Here is a 17762-nt window from a genome sequence, read left to right on the forward strand (position 1 = left end):
AAACGGATTCGATTCGTCATCCCTGGCAATCCCGTAACCGGAGGTCTCGACAAATTAGGTAAGCCAATGCTAATTTACTCGCGCTGATGCGTTGTCGGGCGAGCCTTCAAATCATGGAAAGGCTGTAAGTTGAGCAATCAGGAACGGGCAGTTCAGCCCGAACCCAGCAAGGCCGAGCACATGAGCGCCGGGGGTTAGCGGGGATGTCGGCGCCCATATGGATGGCGTTTCCCCCGGAAGTACATTCGGCACTGCTCAGCGCTGGCCCAGGCCCCGGCCCGATGCTGGCTTCCGCAGCGCAGTGGCAAGCACTATCGACCGAGTACGCCACGGCAGCAACGGAGTTGACCCAGCTGCTGGGCTCGGCCGCAGCAGGGGCATGGCAGGGGCCCAGCGCCGCCCAATATGTGGCCAGCCATGCGCCCTACTTGACTTGGCTGACTCAGCAGAGCGCAGCGAGCGCCTCCAACGCAGCACTGCAGGAAGCAAGCGCCGCGGCCTACACCACAGCCTTGGCGGCCATGCCGACCTTGCCCGAATTGGCGATGAACCACACGATTCACGGCATCTTGTTGGGCACAAACTTCTTTGGGATCAACACGATCCCACTCGCGCTCAACGAGGCCGACTATCTGCGCATGTGGGTACAGGCTGCCACCACCATGGGTGTCTACCAAGGGGTTTCGAGCACCGCGGTGGCGTCGGCGCCTCCGGCGACTCCTTCTCCGCCCATCATGGAGCCCGCCGGCCTGATGTTGCGCATGGCTGACATGTCCGGACTCGCAGCACAGGCTCAAGCCGCGGAATCCGGTTCGGCGTTGGACAGCAGCAACAGCGTCATCGATCAGCTGATGGATTTCTTCCGCGACCCGCTGGGCACGCTGATCCGAATCATCGGAGATTTCATCCGCAACCCGGGGGCCGCATTGGCCACCTGGCTGCCGTTCCTGCTGGTACTCGCTTCAATGACGTACGTGCTATTCGCACAGGTGTTTTGGCTGTTCTGGGCAGCATTGCTCTCAGCACCACTGTGGCTGCCGCTACTGATCTTGGCGGCCTGGCAGTATCTGCAGCCCCCCGCCGTCGAGGCACCGGCCGATGAAGTTCAGCCTGAGCTCCGCAATACCGCCCCCGTGCAGCGCGAGCACATTGAGTCCCTTCCTGCGATCGCGTTGGCGCCCACGGGCGTTCCGGTACCGACTGGAACGGCACCTGCACCATCGGCCCCGGCTCCGGCTCCGGCCCCCACCACCGCCACCGCGGCGTTTACGCCTTACCTCGTCGGCGTGAGACCCGAAGAACCACCAGCCGTTCGTTTCGGACCGACCCTCAACGAGGGCAGCAAGGCCCAGGCCCCGGCCTCCGGAATCTCTGCGGCAGCCGCCGCGGCGGCATCTGCCCGCTCGCGAGCCCGGCGCAAACGTGGTGCACGAGTGAAAGACCCAGCACCGCAGTACATGGACATGAATGTGACCGTCGACGCCGATTTCGGCGAGCCGCCGAGATCCACGCAAAGCCAAAGCACCGCGTCAACCCGCGGCACGGGACACCTCGGGTTGGCCGGCACCATCTCGAAGACCACCGCCGCCCCCACGGCGGCCGGGCTCGTCGCCCGCGAAAACGTCGGCAACGACACCGGTGCGATGGATGGCACCAGGACGACACCCATGCTCCCCACCACATGGAGCACAGATCCCGATGAAACCCCCTCTCCGCCAACACCGGATGAGCACTGACAGGGGCTTCAACTGATCGTCAGCGTGCGCGTTGCGCCGACTCAGCGGCGTGATTTGAGAAGCTTCATGGTCAGCCGCGAGTCAACGCGGGCGATCGCCGGGTCGCCCATGAGCTTGATGCTCAACCACTGCTCATAGGCCGCTAGGTCGGCGGTCTGCACCCGGATGAAGTAGTCGGGAATACCGAACATGCGCCTGAGTTCGGCGACTTCGTCCATCGCGACTAGGCGCTCCTCGAAAGACGCCACAGTGGCGAGGTCTTTGGCCACGAGATCGGCGTAGATGATCACCTCGAAGTCGCGCCCCAGTGCCGCTGGATTCACCAACGCGGTGTAGCCGGTGATGACGCCCTCGGCCTCCAAACGGCGGACGCGTCGCAAGCACGGGGCCGGGGTGAGGCCGACTCGGTCAGCCAACTCCTGATTCGTCAGGCGACCGCTAACCTGCAGCTGATCGATTATTGCGTGATCAAGCCTGTCCATGCATCTATATTGCCGTAATGACTCCCTTATGAGCAATATGCACAATCATCATGCTCGCGTGCCGCTCTATGATTGCTGCATGAATCAGGAGGTGTTGCCGCCGCAGTCTCGACACCGGGATGAGCTGGTCAAAGCAGTCAGCCACGCTGGTGTTGTCTGGGCGGGGTTGTTTGCCCTCGGTATCGGATTAGGCGTCGTGGTCACCTCTCACGGGCTCCCCTGGTGGCTGGCACCGATCATCTCCGGAGTCCTGTTCGCCGGCTCGGTCGAGTTCATCTTGATCGGCATGCTGTCCGCGGGCGCATCAGTGCCGGCCATAGCGCTGACGACATTCCTGGTGAATTCCCGCCATCTCTTCTACGGGATGTCATTCCCCCTTGACCGAGTCGCCAGCCGACTGGGCAAGTCGTACAGCATGTTCGCGCTATGTGACGAGGCCTACGCATTGATCACCGCGCTGGACCACCGGGCGTTGAGCTCGCGCCGGATTCTGTGGACCCAATGCGGTCTGCACCTTTCGTGGGTTGCCGGGGCGACCACCGGCGGTCTCGCCGGAGCCTCCTTCCTCAGCGGACTGAAGGGGCTGGATTTCGTGCTCATCGCCATGTTCTTGGTGCTCGTTCTTGACACCTACCGTTTGCGGCCGGATATCCCGGGTATCGCGCTCGCGATGGTGGCGGCACTCGCGGCACTGGCGATCGCCCCTGGCGCGATGATTCTCGTGGCCATGTGCTGTTACACCGTCACTCTTGTTGTCCGGCACCACCTCAGCCGTTCCGGTACGGAAGACCGGGCAGGCCATGCCTGAACCCGCTTACATCGCGGTGGCTTTGGCCTCGGCCGTGGTGATCACCTTCGCCTTGCGGGCTCTACCCTTCGCCGCGCGAAACGCCATCAAGAACAGCGAGCTGGCTGCCGACCTGGGACGCTGGATTCCACTGGGCGCCACCGCCATCCTTGCCGTGTATTGCCTTTCGACGATCAACCTGGCGGGACCGTCCCACGGCGCCGGGCCCATCGTCGGCGTTGTCACGACTGTGGGCATACATCTCTGGCGACGCAACGCGGTGCTCAGCATCGTGGTCGGCACCCTCGCCTGCCTGATCATCACCAACCTGAACTAAGCGTCCTACATCTCAGATTCCGGCAACGGTCGCAACTCCGTCGGTGCGGCTAGCGCGTGAGAGAAGAAGCTGACGATGTCGTCGATGAGATCCTGCTCTCCGTCGCCTTGCGCCAGGCCATATTTGGCGGCGAGATGGGTCCTGCCCAACACATGCATGAGGGACATTCCCAACATTGTCTCTACCCGAAAGGCGATCACCGGCAAAGGTACCTCCGGGAGTAGCGGGATCAGCGCGGTGACCATCTGGCCTATTCCCGACTGGACGATGTCTTCCCTTGTTGGTTCGAACCGCTCATCGCCGCCGAGCCGGGGTTTGATCCCGAGTTCGACGAACAGCGCGATCTGTTGAGGACTCGCACGCACCTGCGGCCCCAAGAAGGCCTCGACAAGATCCTCGATTCTGTGCCCCGGAGTTCCGGCCACCTCGGTGAGCCGGCGACTGCGCTCAACCAAAGCCGGCTCCATGATCCGCATCATGAGCGCGCGTAAGAGCGCGTCCTTGCTCCCGAAGGTGTAATTGACGGCATTGACATTCATTCCGGCCAGGCCCGTCACCCGGCGTATGGACAGGCCCGCGACTCCGTCTTCGAACAGCACCTGTTCGGTGGCCTCTAGCAGCCTGGTGCGGGCATCCGGTTGTTCCACCCGCCCATTCAAACATCGTCAGGGTAGTAACTAGATCGAGCTGCACGTCTTATCCCGCTTCGGGCACCGAGAACTCGGGCTCGAAAACATCCGGCACGCCCCGTCGCGGTGGTAACACGGGCAGTTCCCGGTATCGCCGCGCACCGAGCCAATGCCCGGGATGGGCAAGTGCAAGTCGCGTTATCTGACGTACCTGCCACCTCGCCGCCTTGATCGTCGGCGCAAGCTGACTCGGATGTCTGACAACCGCTGCGGCGACGTACGCAGCCAGCCGCGACGCGTCCCGTAGACGAACGGCACCGTGCGGCTTGACGGTACGCGGCAAGATCGCCTCCAGTACGCGCTCGACGGCAGCATCGCTCTTTCCCAGCGCCCGGAAAGCGGAGTCGGTAATCGCGGGCGGATTAGTCAACTCGCCTAGGGTCGCTGCAGCCCAATACATTTCCAGCGCATCAGCGTCGCGCCATTGCCACCAACTCCGCAGCTCGTCATCGATGGTGCCGCCACCCAGACCGACCGCAATGCGGGCGGCCAGCGATTCACTCTGGCGGAACGCATCGGCCATGCCCTGCCCCGGTGCGGGATCCTTGAAGCGACCGGCATCCCCCACGAGCACCCAGCCAGGTCCGGCCGCAGTGCGGAAGTAGCCGTGCCAGTGCCGCAGGATGCGCAACGGCCCCCGCCGCGTCGCCCCCGTGACCGCCTCGGCCATCTCGGGCCAACGTGCCAGCGCGGCATCGAAGTTCGCGTAACGGTCCGCCAGAAAGGCATCGGCCTTGGCCATCGGTGTACCCATCATGGCGATGTAGATGCCGTTATCCAACGGAAGCGCGATGCCGTTCCCCTCCCCTACTCGACCCATCACCAGGTCATACGGAGGGGTCGCACCCTCGTAGAAAGACCACGTAGGCATGTACGATCCCGGTGTAGTCAAATACTCCTGCGCCCCAACGTATTCGGCCATCCGAGAATGCTGCCCGTCGGCACCAACCACCAGGTTCGCATAGACCGATCCTCCTCGCGTTTCAACTCCGACCACCCGCCCCCTATCCGTGAGAACACCGTCGACAAGGCATCCGGTGCGAATCTCGACACCCGCGCGGGCGGCGTGCTCGACAAGAATCAGGTCGAATGTCTCGCGCCGAATGCCGAGCATCACCCCGATGACCGCAGGGTCCGGCCGGGTGGCCACCGCCACGTCGTTGCTGCGCAATCGCACTGTACGCAGCGGCATCGCCCCTGCGTCCACGACGTCGTCGAGCACACCCAAACGCTCCAAAACTGCTGTGCCGCTGGGCGTGAAAAGGTGCGTCGAAGCCTTGTCCGCGGGGAATCGGGCCTTATCGAGCAAGCACACCGAGAGCCCCTGCCGTGCCAGCTGAATGGCGAGCGAGGCACCAGCACATCGTGCGCCGACGATCGCCACGTCGAACTTGTCCATCGACAACCCTCCACCGACTAGACCGAATGGTGTAGTCGGCTACGTTAACGAAACTGGACCAAATGTCAATATGGGCGCTCGCTCCTAGGCTCTGGTCAGGTAACCCACCAGGTCGGCCTTCATCGCCCGCAGCTGCTGTCCCCAGTAGGTCCAGTTGTGGATGCCGCCCGCCGGGAATTCGAAATGAGCGTTCTTGCCGCCCGCCGCCGTATAGGCGTCTGCGAATTGCTTGTTGGCGTCGATGACCTGCCCCTCGATGACTCCGCCCGCGAGGTTCTCAAAGCCGTTGCGGTCCTTATCAAGATCGGTGGCCTGCGCATTTCCGCAGTAGATCCACAGTCGGGTGTTGTTGGCAATCAACTTGTCGATGTTCAGGTACGGGTCGTTGCGAACCCAGGCTGGGTCACTCTCGGGCCCCCACATGTCTTCGGAATTGAACCCGCCGGCGTCGGACATCGAGATGGAGATCTGCCATTTATTGGCCGACGGGTGCAACGGCGCCGAGAGAGCCCCCGCGTAGATGAACTGCTGCGGGTGGTAGATCGACAGGGTCAATGCTGACGGGCCCGCCATCGATAGCCCGACGATGGCGTTACCTGTGGCCGAAACCCCCGATTGGCGGCCAGCCATTGCGGCAGTTCGCCGGTCAGGAAGGTCTCCCATTTGTAGGTCCACACACCGTCTTTGCCCTTGGCCGGGCGGTACCAGTCCGTATAGTTGCTGGATTGTCCGCCGACGGGCAAGACCATCGAGATACCCGATTGGTAATAGTCCTCGAACGCCGTGGTCTCGATATCCCATCCGCTGAAATCCTCGCGAGCGCGCTGCCCGTCAAGGAGATAGACAGCCTTAGGGCCGCCTCCCTGAAACTGAACCTTGATATCGCGACCCATCGCGGCCGAGGGCACTTCCAGATACTCAACCGGAAGCCCCGGGTGCGAAAAGGCATTCGCCACCACCGAGCCGCCGGAGACACCGACGAACGCCGGCAGAACCGCGACCGCAAGGGCTGCGGCGGTAACAAAACGGATGGTGGCACCACGCATCGAAGAAACGCGCTTCATCGGCTGGACTTCCCTTCCAGGGGAGAAAGAACAGTGATCTAAACAGTGTTTAAAACGCTAACACGTTGCGTCTCTACCGTGAATGGGCGGCAAGGCCGTGACGTTTGCCACACCACACGGTCGGCGACTGTTGCCGTCACACCCGGGTGTACGCCGGCCCCTCCGGCAGCAGGTGCTTGTCGACGAGCTTGTGCCAGCGCCGCTGTCGATAGCGGAAGATCGCCGTCGCTCCCCTGGCTGCCAGCGCGGTGAGCGGCCCGGCATCGATGTCTATGGAGTCGCTGTACCGGCAGCGACCGTCCCCGAGGGATTTCACATGAAGGGTGTGGTTCCAGGTGCGCAGAATGCCACCACGCTCGTTGGTGCGCACGGTATGGGTCTCCTCGTCGACCTCGATCACGTGAATGGTGTGTCGGTACAACGGAATCAGATGCAACCCCCACAGCCATGCGGTGCCGATCTCACCCACCCGCATGGGGTCGGTGCGCCCCGTCAGCGCGGGAATGCCGAACAATCCACGGCACAGATACAGGAAGGTGCCGGCATATCGCATCGCACTCCACACCCGGTCGGCGTCGGTGGGAAGTTCAGTTTCCAGATAGACCGTCCGCATCTCATTTTCCTTCCATATATGCTGGTCAATCACTATTATGAGTAATTACTCACATAAGCGGTACTCGCTTTCGGGGAAGGTGCCAACACCATGCTCAACACCCGGCTACAGCCACGCAAGCAGCCACGACAGGACCGCGCAGGGGCCACCCGGCGGCGCATCCTCGATGCGGCTGCTCACGTTTTCGCCGACTTCGGTTACGCCGCCGGGACCACCAATCGCATCGCCGAGCGGGCCGATATCTCGATCGGCTCGCTGTATCAGTACTTCCCCAACAAGGACTCCATCCTCGTCGAGTTGATGACCGCGCACACCGAGGAAGGGTTCGCCCTCATCCAGCGGCATCTGTCTGCGGGACTGCCCAATTCGATCGAAGACACCCTGCGAGTCTTTATCAGGGCAGCCATCGACAACCATCGCGACAACCCACGGTTGCACCGGGTGCTCTTTGAAGAGGCGCCGCGCCCACCCGAGTTCCTGGCCATGCTGCACCGGTCGGAAGATGCCGTCGTCGCTGCGGCCGAGACGCTCCTGGCAACACACCCCGAGGTCCGGATAGCCGAAACAGCCATGGCGGCAAGGATGGTGGTGGCGACCATCGAGTCACTGGTACACCGCCTGGTGGCCGGTCCACGGCCGGTCGATACGCAGCTGTTCGAGGACCAGCTGGTCGATATGTTGACGCGGTACCTGACTCACTGAGGGTCAGTGCAAATGATCGGCGATCTGCCCCTGCTCACCAAACAACAGAGCATTCCACCTCGCGATGAGTTCGGTGTTGTCTACCTCATCGGGGTGAAAATCCTTGCGACTGTAGGACATCAATCGCCGGATCACCTCACGTGAGAAGAACGGCGAACGGAACAGCCGGATAGCACTTGGAAAGAAGATCCTGGGGTTGTAGAAGTCCCGATCCCGGAACAGCGAGATGAACGACGCACATGCGGCAAGGGTGAAGAACCCAAATGTGGTGAACCACATGACCGATACCCGCATACGATTGGTTCCGCCGATGGCCTGGTAAACGTCGAACGCCACCGTGCGATGCTCAGACTCCTCCAGCGCGTGCCACAGCAGCATGGAACGCACCTCTCCCTCACCCAGCATGTCCAAGGCCCGCTGATCTGTCAGCAAGGTCTCGGCGAGAATCGCGGTGTAATGCTCCAGCGCGGCTGTCATCGCAAGGCAGTACCGGGGAGACGAGAAGCGTGAGCGCGTTTCCAGAACCCTGCGGGTCGCCCGGTCGACAAACGCGGTCGGATAACCCATCTGCTGCAGCCGCTCGTTGAGGTCACGGTGCTCGCGGCTATGCGTGGCTTCCTGCCCGATGAAGCCTGCCACCTGCTTCTTGAGCACCGGATCGGTGAGCTGGTCGGCAACCGCGCGCACCGAACGAATCATGAAGGCCTCACCCTCGGGAAAGGCCGCCGAAAGCACTGACACCACATGACTCATGCCCAGGTCGTCCTGCACGTAGTGACGCCGCAGGGAACCGGCCGGATAGCGAAACCTGATCCGTCTGGTCTTGATCTCCCGCTCCACCATCACCTCGGCTAGTGCAGATGGCCGGTCAGCTGTCCGTTCTCCCCGAAGAGCTCGGCATGCCATTTCTCGATCAGTTCGGAATTGTCGGAGTCGTTGGGATGGAATCCCGGACGGTTGTACTCACCGATGCGGCGACGCACCTCACGACTCAGGAACGGTAAGTGCCGCAACGCCGCAATGCTTTTCACCAAGCGAACCGGGTTGTAGGCGGCCTTATCACGCAGCAGCGAGATCACCGTCTCAAAGAATGTGGTGTAGATGAACGCGATGGTGGTGCGGCGCATCACCCAGATGCGTAGCCGCTCGCTACCACCGACGGCGCGGTAGACATCGAAGGTCACGCACCGGTGCTCGGCTTCCTCGAAGGCATGCCACAGCAGCATGGAACGCACCTCGCCCTCACCCAGCATGTCCAGGGCGCGCTGATCGGTCAGCAAGGTCTCGGCAAGGACCGCGGTGTAATGCTCCAACGCGGCTGTGACGGCCAAGGTGTAGATCGGCGGGTAATTCCGGGTCTGGAAGTTGAAAATGCGCCGAGCCAGCCGCTCCACGAACGCGGTGGGATACCCCATCTCCTGCAGGCGCTCGTTGAGTTCGCGATGTTCGCGCCCGTGTGTCATCTCCTGGCCGATGAACCCGGCCACCTGCTTTTTGAGCTCAGGATCGGTGATCTGGTCCGAGTAACGCCGGACCGACCGGATGAAGAACTCCTCACCCTCCGGAAACACCGCCGACAGCATCGCCATCATGTGGCTAGACACCAGGTCACCTTGTACAAAATGACGATCCAGCGAACCAGGTTGGTAGCGAAACTTGATACGGCGGGTCTTGATCGGCCTGTCCATACTCAGCTTCCCACTACCCCGCAATGACTGATTTCGGTCGGCATCGCCGACGCGCTCAGGGTACCGCAATCCGCTGATATTCCGAGGATTCCGGGCTTGACATATGCCTATATCGGTATATGTTTCCTCCATGGCTCGCACCCCCACCACCGCCGATGCGTTCAATGCGATCGCGGAGGCCGGCCGTCGCGACCTTCTCCGTGCCATCGGCACCGGCGAGGTCACGGTGAACGATCTGGTGGCGCGGACCAGGATGGGTCAGCCGCAGGTGTCGAAGCATCTGGGCGTGCTCCGCGCCGTCGATCTGGTGCGGGTGCGCTCACATGGACGGCACCGCTTCTATCGCGTCAACGGTGCGGCTCTGCGGCCCGTCCATGACTGGGTGACCGCGTTTGAACGCACCTGGAACGAGCGCCTCAACCGGCTCGACGACCTACTCACCGAACTACAGGAGGAAACCCCATGAGCAGTCGGTATGGCAGCGCCACCGTCGAACTTCCCTCGGATACAACGATTCTCATCACCCGATCCTTTGACGCGCCAGCTGCACTGGTCTTTCGGACACTCACCGAGCCCGATCTGGTCAAGCGCTGGTGGGGATTCGAGACCGCGCACTGGCAGGTCTGCGATATCGATCTGCGAGTCGGTGGCACATGGCGGTATGTGGTCAGCCAACCGTGCGAATCCGCGCCGGACATGGAGGTCGGGTTCCACGGCGAGTACCACGAGATCGACAGACCCCACCGGTTGGTCAATACCGAGGTCTACGAGGGGATGCCCGATGCGTCGGCCCTGGTGTCCACCACCCTGGACGAGGTCGATGGGGTCACCACCATGCGGGTTTTGGTACAGCACAGCTGTAAGGAGCATCGCGACGGACACATCGAATCCGGCATGGAGGTGGGCATGCAGGTCAGCTACAACCGCATCGAGGATCTGCTGGGTGACCTGAAATAGCACGCCCATGGCAGGTGTTGCAGCCACGGTGACCAACGAATTCACCTTCGAATACATCGCCGCGAACCCACAGTGGGTCGATGAACAGATCGAGATCTACGAATCCAGCGGCGGCGTCGAGGGCACCACGTTAGAAGGCATCCCCGTCGTGATCTTGTACACCGTCGGCGCGAAATCGGGACAGATCCGCAAGGCGCCACTCATGCGAGTGGAACACGAGGGCGTGTACCTCGCGGTCGGCTCGATCGGCGGCGCCCCGAAGAACCCCGCCTGGGTCGCGAATCTGCGTGCCAATCCGGTCTTCGAGCTGCGCGACGGCGAAAACGTCCAGACCGTCCGTGCCGAGGAAATCTCGAACGACATCGAGCGCGCGACCTGGTGGGAACGTGCCGTGGCGGCCTTCCCGCCCTATGCCGAGTACACGAAGCGCACCACGCGGGTGTTCCCGCTGTTCACCCTCACTCCGGTGAGTTAGCGGCCGCCTTCTTACGTTCGATATCGGCCAGCGCCTCGGCCAGCTGAGCACGTTGTGCGGCCGAGGCGTCCCAGGCCACCTTCCGGTTCTTGACGACCCTGGCCGGGGCGCCGACCGCAATCGAGTAATCCGGAATGACACCCTTGACCACGGCGTGAGCGCCGAGCACGCAGCCGCGGCCGACGATGGTGTCCCGCAGGATCGTCACCTTGGTGGCGATCCAGGTATCCGGGCCGATGCGCACCGGGGACTTGACGATGCCCTGGTCCTTGATCGGGTAGGTGATGTCTTCCATCCGATGGTCGAAATCGCACACGTAGCACCAGTCCGCCATCAGGGCCGAGTCACCGAACTCGATGTCGATGTAGGCGTTGACGACGTTGTCCTTACCGAACACCACCTTGTCGCCCAGCCGCAGCGACCCCTCGTGTGCGCGCAACGAGTTTCCGTCGCCGATGTGCACCCACCGGCCGATCTCCATCCGGGCCAGCTCTGGTGTGCAGTGGATCTCGACGTTCTTGCCCAGGAACAGCATGCCGCGCGTGACGATGTGCGGATTGGAGAGCTTGAACTTGAGCAGCCGCCAGTACCGCACCAGGTACCACGGTGTGTATGCCTTGTTCGCGATCACCCATCGCAATGAGGCCTTGGTCAGGAATTTGGCCTGTGCCGGGTCGCGCAGGCGCTGTCCGCGCCACCGCTTGTGCAGGGGAGCGCCCCACATCGTCGTCATGGCCGCACAGCCTACGGGACGCGGCAGAGCGCGCACGCTACCCTGCGATGGGCCGGACCGCCCCCTAAGAGAGGAGTGTCTCACCGTGCTTTCCCGAGCACGAGTACTCGCGAGCATGGTTCTTGCGACACTCCTCACCGTCACCGGATGTTCCGGCGATGATTCCTGGATCAACATCAAGGCGGCGCCCGGCTGGTCCGCCAGCTACGCCGACGCGCACAACAGCAGCTACACGCCCACCGAGGGCGCTCGCGAACTGACCCTGGAGTGGAGCCGGAACACCAAGGGCCAGATAGGCAGTGCCGCGGCAATCGGCATCGACAACTTCATCGCGGTCAGTGCCGACACCCCTGCCGGTTGCACGCTCATGGAGTGGGAGAACAACAAGGCCGCGCGCCAGCGCTGGTGCACCCGGATGATCACCGGCAGCCCATGGTCCGGACCGCTCGCCGACGGCTACAACAACATCTACATGGGTCAGCCCGGCGCCGTGGTGTCGTTTCCCCCCACCCAGTGGATCCGGTGGCGCAAGCCCGTAATCGGCGCACCCACCACACCTAAGATCGTCGAGCCCGGACGGCTCCTCATCGTCACGCACCTCGGTCAGATACTGATCTTCAACGCGCAGCGCGGTGAGGTCGTGGGCACCCCCATGGATCTGCTCGAAGGTGTCGATCCGACCGATCCGCGGCGCGGCCTGGGTGACTGCCAAGCGGCGGGACCCCAATGCCCGGTATCCGCCTCCCCCGCCTACGACCCGGAAACCGGCACCATCGTCACCACGCTGTGGCAGCCAGGAAAACCGGTACCCGTGCTGCTGGGAATCACGTACGACGCCGACGGCCACATCACCCTGAAACACAAGTGGGCCAACAAGATCATTGACGAAGGCGTGATCGGCTCCCCGGTGATGTCTCGGGATGGCGAAACGGTCTACATCAATGACCGCAAGGGTTCGCTCCACGCGATGCATACCTTTGATGGCAGCCAGAAATGGTCAGTGCCCTTGGGCTTCAACGCCGTGACACCGCCCTCCGTCGCACCAGACGGAACCATCATCGCCGGAACCGGCGACAAGGCCACCCTGATGGCCATCAAAGACTTCGGCAGCAAGGGTGAAATCACCTGGCGCCGCGATGACCTCGTTCCGCTCTCGACGTCGAGCCAGGCCGCCGGAAACGTCGGCTATACCGTGGTCAAGGACGGAGACAAGGGGCTGGCGCTGGTGGTGTTCAACACCCCGGACGGAGCCACCATCAACCGCTATCCGCTACCCGATGCCGCCGGCGTCCCGGTCGGCATCTCGATCGGACCGGATCAGCGCGTGATCGTCACGCTGAGCGAGGGCCAGGTGTACGGGTTCCGCCCGGGGACCTAGCCTCACAGACGAATGCTCTTGCGTCACTTCCTATCCGGGTGATGACGACCGAGAGCGCCACAGCGCCTCGTAACTTCATCCTGGTGCGCAGCACCGCGGGGTCGACGTCTACCCCGCGCACGGTGATCTCGACAGAACCGCAGTCTCGTGCGGCGAGCGCCTGGCGCAGCCGTTTCTCGCTGTACGCCAGCGCGTCGAGCACCCGGTAGCCCTGCACACCTGCGGGCACCGAATCCCCCGACAGGTACGCGATGCGGGGATCCAACTGCCACAACCCATGTCGCGCGGCATATTGTCGCACCAGGCCCGCACGCACCACCGCACCATCGGGGTCGATGATCCACTCGCCCGCCTCGGCGAGCCCACAGTCATCGGGATCGACATCTGTCAGCTGGAAGCCGTCGCCGGCCGTCGAGAGCACCGTGGCGCGCCTACGCGCCCGTGCCAACCCCGCCGACCACAGACACGCCTCCCGAACGCCGCCGTCGAAGGAGACAACCTCGATCTCACCATCGAATCCGGTCTGTTCCCGTAGATCGGTGAAGTCCAGTCCCGGAGCACATTTGACGACCAGATCGCGATCTGCGTATGTCCGCAGCACCAGGTCCAGGGGCGGCGAGTATGCCGAAGGATCGAACCGCCGGCGCCCGCCGGAGCGGCGTCCCGGATCTGCAACCACCACGTCGGCGCGACTGGACGGTGCCAGCGCATCCGCCCGACAGATCAGAACCCGCTTGCCAATGTTGTGACGTGCCATCGCCGTTCTCACCGGATCGATATCGCTGCCGATGACCGTCGCGGCGACGCCGTCGAGGGCGGCCAGCTCGGCCCCGACCGAACAGGTGACATCGTGAACTACCCGATCGGCCAGCCGCTCAGCGCGATGCCGCGCCACTGCAGCAGGTGTCGCCTGCTGTAGCGCGTCATCGGTGAACAGCCAGTCCCGCACGTCATCCAGCTTGGCCGCCGCCTTACGGCGCAGCTGCACCGTCTGCGCCAAAACTGCGGCGCGGTCACCGAATTCGGTACGCAGAGCCGCCGTATCGGCCACCAGGGTGCCCGCAGAGAACGTGTACGCCGATGCCCGCACGAGATCCGCACTGCCCGCCTCCGAGGACAGATATGCAACGTCGGAGGGCTCGAACACCTGCGGGAACTCGAGGGATTACGAGGACTTGAGCCCGGTGATCATCACGTTGTAGTACCAGCCCTTCGGCACCACGTGACGCCATACGTTCTCGTCCACCCAGCTGAGCGCCTTCCAACCGCCGAACGCGAACTTCGCCCAGCCCCAGCCCAACTTGCCGGGCGGCACCGTCGACTCGAACGTACGCACGGGCCAGCCCAGCATGGCAGCGGTGAATTCCTCACTGGCCGTCCGCACCGCAACGGCACCGGCGTTGGTGGCCATCTTCTCCAGGTCGGCAGGATCAAAGGTGTGCAGGTCAACCACCCATTCGAGGGCGGCAGCGCGGGAGTTCTCATCGAGCTCCTCCTGCGGACGCCGCCAGCTCTCCAATCCGGGCAGCTTCATCGCCTGGACTGTGGCCTTCCACGTCAGATTCGCCAGCGCACGGGCGTAGAGGTTGCCGACCGTGGTGGGCTCTCCGGCGAAGATGAACCGCCCACCTGGCTTGAGCACCCGCAGCACCTCACGCAGCGACAACTCGACATCGGGAATGTGGTGCAGCACGGCATGGCCCACCACTAAATCGAAGGTGTTGTCGTCGTACGGAATCCGCTCGGCATCGGCGACCCGGCCGTCGACGTCCAGACCCAGCTCCTTGCCGGTACGCGTGGCGACCTTGACCATGCCCGGCGACAGATCGGTGACCGAGCCACGGCGCGCAACGCCTGACTGCATCAGATTCAACAGGAAGAAGCCGGTGCCACAACCCAGCTCCAGGGCACGGTCGTAGGGCAGCTCGCGCTGGTCCTCGACGGGCACGATGGCATCGAACCGGCCGCGCGCGTAGTCGATGCAGCGCTGGTCGTAGGAGATGGACCACTTCTCGTCGTAGGTCTCTGCCTCCCAGTCGTGGTACAGGATCTGGGCGAGTTTGTTGTCCTCAAAAGCAGCAGCGACCTGCTCCGCAGTGGCCTTGGTCGTCGGCTCCGAAATCTCCGTCATGGCCGTCAGCCTAACGCCTGGTTAGGCTCCCCTGAACCGGGCCGTCCCCGGGCCGATCTCCAGCTGAGCGGCCACCCCGTCCGCGCGGTCCTGTGTCGCGAACACCTGGCAAAACAGCTCGCGTTCTCTGTCCAGTCCCCCGGCCAATGGGCTGTCGAAGCCGTGGTCGATGGCCTGTTTGGCAGCGGCGAGCGCCAAGGGCGGCCCGTCGACAAAGCGCTGAGCCCAGGCTGCTGCCTCGGTGTAGACGTCGTCGGGTGCCACCATCTGGTCCAAGAGCCCCATCCGCAGGGCCTCTTTGGCGCCAACCAGGCGGCCACTGAACACCATTTCCTTGGCCCGGCTCAGCCCCACAACGCGCGCCAACCGCACCGTCCCGCCGCCACCCGGGATCATGCCCGCCAGAATCTCGGGCGAACCGACCTTGGCGTTGTCCCCGGCGATCCGCCAATCGGCCGCCAGCGCCAGCTCCAGGCCACTGCCCAAGGCGTACCCCGTGATCGCGGCGATCGTTGGTTTTGCCAGCTCTGCCACCGCGGTCAACGCGGCCTGCCGATCACCGGCGCTGCGCGACATCTCCTCGGCGGTCAACTCCGATAGTTCAGTCAAATCATCACCGGTGCAAAAGATTTCGTGTCCGCCGTAAACAATGACGACCCGGATGTCCTCGCGTGCGTTCACCTCGGCGGCAGCCAGCGCCAGTTCTCGGTACATCTGGCGGGTAAGGGCATTGGTGGGCGGACGCGACAGTGCGATGGTGCCAATGCCGGGGTACTCGGGCGCGGTGCGCACCGACACGAACTCGGGCTCGGTCATGTCAGCTCCGTCCCGGTCACCTCGGGGATCTCCACGGCGCCCTGCCGGGCCGCCTCATAACGGTCCACGTCGGCGAATTGGACGAACCATCGGCCGTCCTGCTCGGTCAAAATCGGCATGATCGGCGCGATCTCCCGTACAGAGGCCAGCACGTCCGCCACCGTCGCACCGGACGAGGACACGGCGTCCAGCTGGGACCAGGTCGGCGGAAGCAGGAAGCTGCGCCGCTCGGTAAAGGCCGAGATCGCAGCCCCGGGGGTCTGCCATCCCGAGGCAACAGCTTCGGTGTTGTCTCCGTCGGCATCCTGCCCCGAGGGCAATGCCGCGACGAAGAAAAAGGTGTCATAGCGACGCGGTTCTGCCTCCGGGGTGATCCAGTTGGCCCACGGCCGCAGTAGGTCTGCCCGCAGAAGCAAGCCCTCACGCTGCAGGAACTCCGCAAAGGACAGCGACTTGTCCGACAGATCCCTGCGCGCCTGGTGATAGACGGCCGCGTCCTCGACTATCGAGGTATCCGAGGTGCCCGCGAACAGCACACCGCACTCCTCGAAGGTCTCGCGCGCGGCCGCGCACACCAGTGCCGATGCCAGTTCGGGTGTCACGCCGAATTGTTCGGCCCACCACGTGACATCTGGGCCCACCCACGGCACATCAGCACGCAGATCCCGCGAGTCCACCCCGCCGCCCGGGAAGACCGTCATTCCCCCGGCGAAGGCCATGGCGTTATCGCGACGCATCAGAAACGCCTCGACACCGACGGCGCCGTCACGTATGAGTACGACAGTCGCCGCGGGCTTCGGCTGCGCTGGATCGTTGGGGGTAGGTGTCACTACTGCCTCCTGGAATGTGCGGCGCGGGGCCGGGCACGTCGCGCGAAGTAACGCCCGTCGATCATCTCAACCACGATCGACTGCCCGAACGCGCGGGACAAATTCTCGCTGGTCATCACGTCCGCCAACAGACCCTGAGCGACAATCCCTCCCTCGGACAGCAACAACGCGTGACTGAAACCAGGCGGGATCTCCTCCACGTGGTGAGTCACCAAAACCATCGCGGGCGCATCCGGATCGGCGGCAAGCTCACCCAACCGGGCCACGAGTTCCTCACGCCCACCCAGGTCCAGTCCGGCCGCCGGCTCGTCGAGGAGCAGCAACTCGGGATCGGTCATGAGCGCACGCGCGATGAGCACCCTTTTGCGCTCTCCCTCGGAGAGTGTCCCGTACGTGCGTTCTGCCAGATGCTCGGCGCCCAGCGTCTCGAGCATGTCGATGGCACGCGCCGTGTCGATCTCCTCATACTCCTCGCGCCAGCGCCCCAGCACCGCATAGCCGGCCGATACCACCAGGTCACGGACCACTTCGTCATCCGGTATCCGTTGCGCAAGCGCGGCCGAACTCAGGCCGATTCGCGCCTTGAGCTCGGAAACATCGACACGGCCCAACCGCTCGCCGAGGATGGCGGCCTCACCCGATGACGGGTGCTCCATGGCCGCCGCGATCCGCAGCAACGACGTCTTCCCGGCACCGTTGGGGCCGAGAATCACCCACCGTTCGTCAAGTTCAACCGACCAGGTGACCGGGCCTACCAACACCTTGCGATTGCGGCGCAGCAGCACATCGCGGAAATCGAGCAGAAGGTCCGGATCAATTTCGGCCACGGAGCCATCGTGCCGCATCGAGCCCGACATGCGGCGAGCGGGAGCCATCTCGCGAGCCGTCCCGACCATGCGCCGAGACCTCGATCGCGTATCCTCATCGATACGTCAGCAAGCTCGG

At 63.6% G+C, this 17762-nt stretch carries 20 protein-coding genes and 1 pseudogene; 8 read left to right on the plus strand and 13 right to left on the minus strand.

Features of this window, described 5'->3' with window-relative positions:
* Nucleotides 1-203: 203 nt before the first annotated feature.
* Nucleotides 204-1736, plus strand: a complete 1533-nt coding sequence (locus tag MSTE_RS16495; RefSeq protein WP_096502793.1) for a PPE domain-containing protein — start codon at nucleotides 204-206, stop codon at nucleotides 1734-1736.
* A 41-nt stretch (nucleotides 1737-1777) separates the two neighbouring features.
* Here MSTE_RS16495 and MSTE_RS16500 read toward each other — a convergent pair whose 3' ends face one another.
* A complete protein-coding gene (locus MSTE_RS16500; protein WP_096502795.1) occupies nucleotides 1778-2218 on the minus strand; it encodes an Lrp/AsnC family transcriptional regulator in 441 nt (146 codons plus the stop codon).
* 79 nt (nucleotides 2219-2297) lie between these two features.
* Between MSTE_RS16500 and MSTE_RS16505 the strand changes: the two genes are divergently transcribed.
* Both MSTE_RS16505 and MSTE_RS16510 read left to right on the plus strand, forming a co-directional pair.
* Complete coding sequence (locus tag MSTE_RS16505; RefSeq protein ID WP_096502797.1) at nucleotides 2298-3026, plus strand: AzlC family ABC transporter permease; 729 nt, start codon at nucleotides 2298-2300, stop codon at nucleotides 3024-3026.
* Nucleotides 3019-3342, plus strand: coding sequence for a branched-chain amino acid transporter permease (locus MSTE_RS16510; protein ID WP_096502799.1), 324 nt, complete (start codon nucleotides 3019-3021; stop codon nucleotides 3340-3342). Before MSTE_RS16505 ends, MSTE_RS16510 begins: the two co-directional genes overlap by 8 nt.
* Nucleotides 3343-3347: 5 nt before the next feature.
* On the opposite strand, the gene MSTE_RS16515 is transcribed toward MSTE_RS16510, so the two are convergent.
* The 4 genes and pseudogenes from MSTE_RS16515 to MSTE_RS16530 all read right to left on the minus strand — a co-directional run bounded on the left by MSTE_RS16515 (nucleotide 3348) and on the right by MSTE_RS16530 (nucleotide 7107).
* Nucleotides 3348-3989, minus strand: coding sequence for a TetR/AcrR family transcriptional regulator (locus MSTE_RS16515; RefSeq protein ID WP_096502801.1), 642 nt, complete (start codon nucleotides 3987-3989; stop codon nucleotides 3348-3350).
* Between the two features lie 49 nt (nucleotides 3990-4038).
* Entirely contained in the window at nucleotides 4039-5430 is a 1392-nt protein-coding gene (locus MSTE_RS16520) for an NAD(P)/FAD-dependent oxidoreductase (protein WP_096502803.1), read from the minus strand.
* 84 nt (nucleotides 5431-5514) lie between these two features.
* Nucleotides 5515-6494, minus strand: a pseudogene (locus MSTE_RS16525) (esterase family protein).
* A gap of 136 nt (nucleotides 6495-6630) precedes the next feature.
* The gene (locus tag MSTE_RS16530; protein WP_096502805.1) at nucleotides 6631-7107 is read right to left on the minus strand and encodes a hypothetical protein; all 477 of its coding nucleotides are present in this window, start codon (nucleotides 7105-7107) and stop codon (nucleotides 6631-6633) included.
* Between the two features lie 90 nt (nucleotides 7108-7197).
* Between MSTE_RS16530 and MSTE_RS16535 the strand changes: the two genes are divergently transcribed.
* Nucleotides 7198-7809, plus strand: coding sequence for a TetR/AcrR family transcriptional regulator (locus MSTE_RS16535; protein ID WP_096502807.1), 612 nt, complete (start codon nucleotides 7198-7200; stop codon nucleotides 7807-7809).
* A 3-nt stretch (nucleotides 7810-7812) separates the two neighbouring features.
* On the opposite strand, the gene MSTE_RS16540 is transcribed toward MSTE_RS16535, so the two are convergent.
* Together MSTE_RS16540 and MSTE_RS16545 are read right to left on the minus strand one after the other, a co-directional pair.
* Nucleotides 7813-8649, minus strand: a complete 837-nt coding sequence (locus tag MSTE_RS16540) for a metal-dependent hydrolase (protein WP_096506008.1) — start codon at nucleotides 8647-8649, stop codon at nucleotides 7813-7815.
* An 11-nt stretch (nucleotides 8650-8660) separates the two neighbouring features.
* The gene (locus MSTE_RS16545; RefSeq protein WP_030097129.1) at nucleotides 8661-9497 is read right to left on the minus strand and encodes a metal-dependent hydrolase; all 837 of its coding nucleotides are present in this window, start codon (nucleotides 9495-9497) and stop codon (nucleotides 8661-8663) included.
* Between the two features lie 130 nt (nucleotides 9498-9627).
* Between MSTE_RS16545 and MSTE_RS16550 the strand changes: the two genes are divergently transcribed.
* From MSTE_RS16550 to MSTE_RS16560, 3 genes are read left to right on the plus strand one after another with little or no spacing between them, the layout of a single operon-like run.
* Nucleotides 9628-9963, plus strand: a complete 336-nt coding sequence (locus MSTE_RS16550; protein WP_096502809.1) for an ArsR/SmtB family transcription factor — start codon at nucleotides 9628-9630, stop codon at nucleotides 9961-9963.
* On the plus strand, nucleotides 9960-10454 hold the full coding sequence (locus tag MSTE_RS16555; RefSeq protein WP_096502811.1) for an SRPBCC family protein: 495 nt from the start codon (nucleotides 9960-9962) through the stop codon (nucleotides 10452-10454). The genes MSTE_RS16550 and MSTE_RS16555 overlap by 4 nt, the downstream gene beginning before the upstream one ends.
* Nucleotides 10455-10482: 28 nt before the next feature.
* Complete coding sequence (locus tag MSTE_RS16560) at nucleotides 10483-10929, plus strand: nitroreductase family deazaflavin-dependent oxidoreductase (RefSeq protein ID WP_162291669.1); 447 nt, start codon at nucleotides 10483-10485, stop codon at nucleotides 10927-10929.
* Here MSTE_RS16560 and MSTE_RS16565 read toward each other — a convergent pair.
* Nucleotides 10913-11662: an acyltransferase gene (locus MSTE_RS16565; protein ID WP_057967380.1), complete on the minus strand. Its 750-nt coding sequence runs from the start codon at nucleotides 11660-11662 to the stop codon at nucleotides 10913-10915. The genes MSTE_RS16560 and MSTE_RS16565 overlap by 17 nt on opposite strands.
* Nucleotides 11663-11747: 85 nt before the next feature.
* Between MSTE_RS16565 and MSTE_RS16570 the strand changes: the two genes are divergently transcribed.
* Nucleotides 11748-13040 (plus strand): PQQ-binding-like beta-propeller repeat protein, encoded by a 1293-nt coding sequence (locus MSTE_RS16570; RefSeq protein WP_096502815.1) that lies wholly within the window; start codon nucleotides 11748-11750, stop codon nucleotides 13038-13040.
* Here MSTE_RS16570 and MSTE_RS16575 read toward each other — a convergent pair.
* Genes MSTE_RS16575 through MSTE_RS16595 form a run of 5 tightly spaced genes read right to left on the minus strand, consistent with a single transcriptional unit; the run spans nucleotide 12994 to nucleotide 17662 of the window.
* Nucleotides 12994-14187 carry a THUMP-like domain-containing protein gene (locus tag MSTE_RS16575; protein ID WP_096502817.1) on the minus strand — a complete coding sequence of 398 codons (1194 nt, stop codon included), beginning with the start codon at nucleotides 14185-14187 and terminating at the stop codon, nucleotides 12994-12996. The two genes, MSTE_RS16570 and MSTE_RS16575, sit on opposite strands and share 47 nt — an antisense overlap.
* Nucleotides 14188-14205: 18 nt before the next feature.
* Nucleotides 14206-15171 carry a class I SAM-dependent methyltransferase gene (locus MSTE_RS16580; protein ID WP_046254311.1) on the minus strand — a complete coding sequence of 322 codons (966 nt, stop codon included), beginning with the start codon at nucleotides 15169-15171 and terminating at the stop codon, nucleotides 14206-14208.
* A gap of 21 nt (nucleotides 15172-15192) precedes the next feature.
* Nucleotides 15193-15987, minus strand: coding sequence for an enoyl-CoA hydratase (locus tag MSTE_RS16585; protein ID WP_096502819.1), 795 nt, complete (start codon nucleotides 15985-15987; stop codon nucleotides 15193-15195).
* Nucleotides 15984-16817, minus strand: coding sequence for an NUDIX hydrolase (locus tag MSTE_RS16590; RefSeq protein ID WP_096502821.1), 834 nt, complete (start codon nucleotides 16815-16817; stop codon nucleotides 15984-15986). The genes MSTE_RS16585 and MSTE_RS16590 overlap by 4 nt, the downstream gene beginning before the upstream one ends.
* Complete coding sequence (locus MSTE_RS16595; protein ID WP_162291670.1) at nucleotides 16817-17662, minus strand: ABC transporter ATP-binding protein; 846 nt, start codon at nucleotides 17660-17662, stop codon at nucleotides 16817-16819. The genes MSTE_RS16590 and MSTE_RS16595 overlap by 1 nt, the downstream gene beginning before the upstream one ends.
* Nucleotides 17663-17762: the final 100 nt, after the last annotated feature.

Origin of the sequence: [Mycobacterium] stephanolepidis (genome assembly GCF_002356335.1) — a bacterium.
In the GTDB taxonomy this organism is placed as follows: domain Bacteria; phylum Actinomycetota; class Actinomycetes; order Mycobacteriales; family Mycobacteriaceae; genus Mycobacterium; species Mycobacterium stephanolepidis.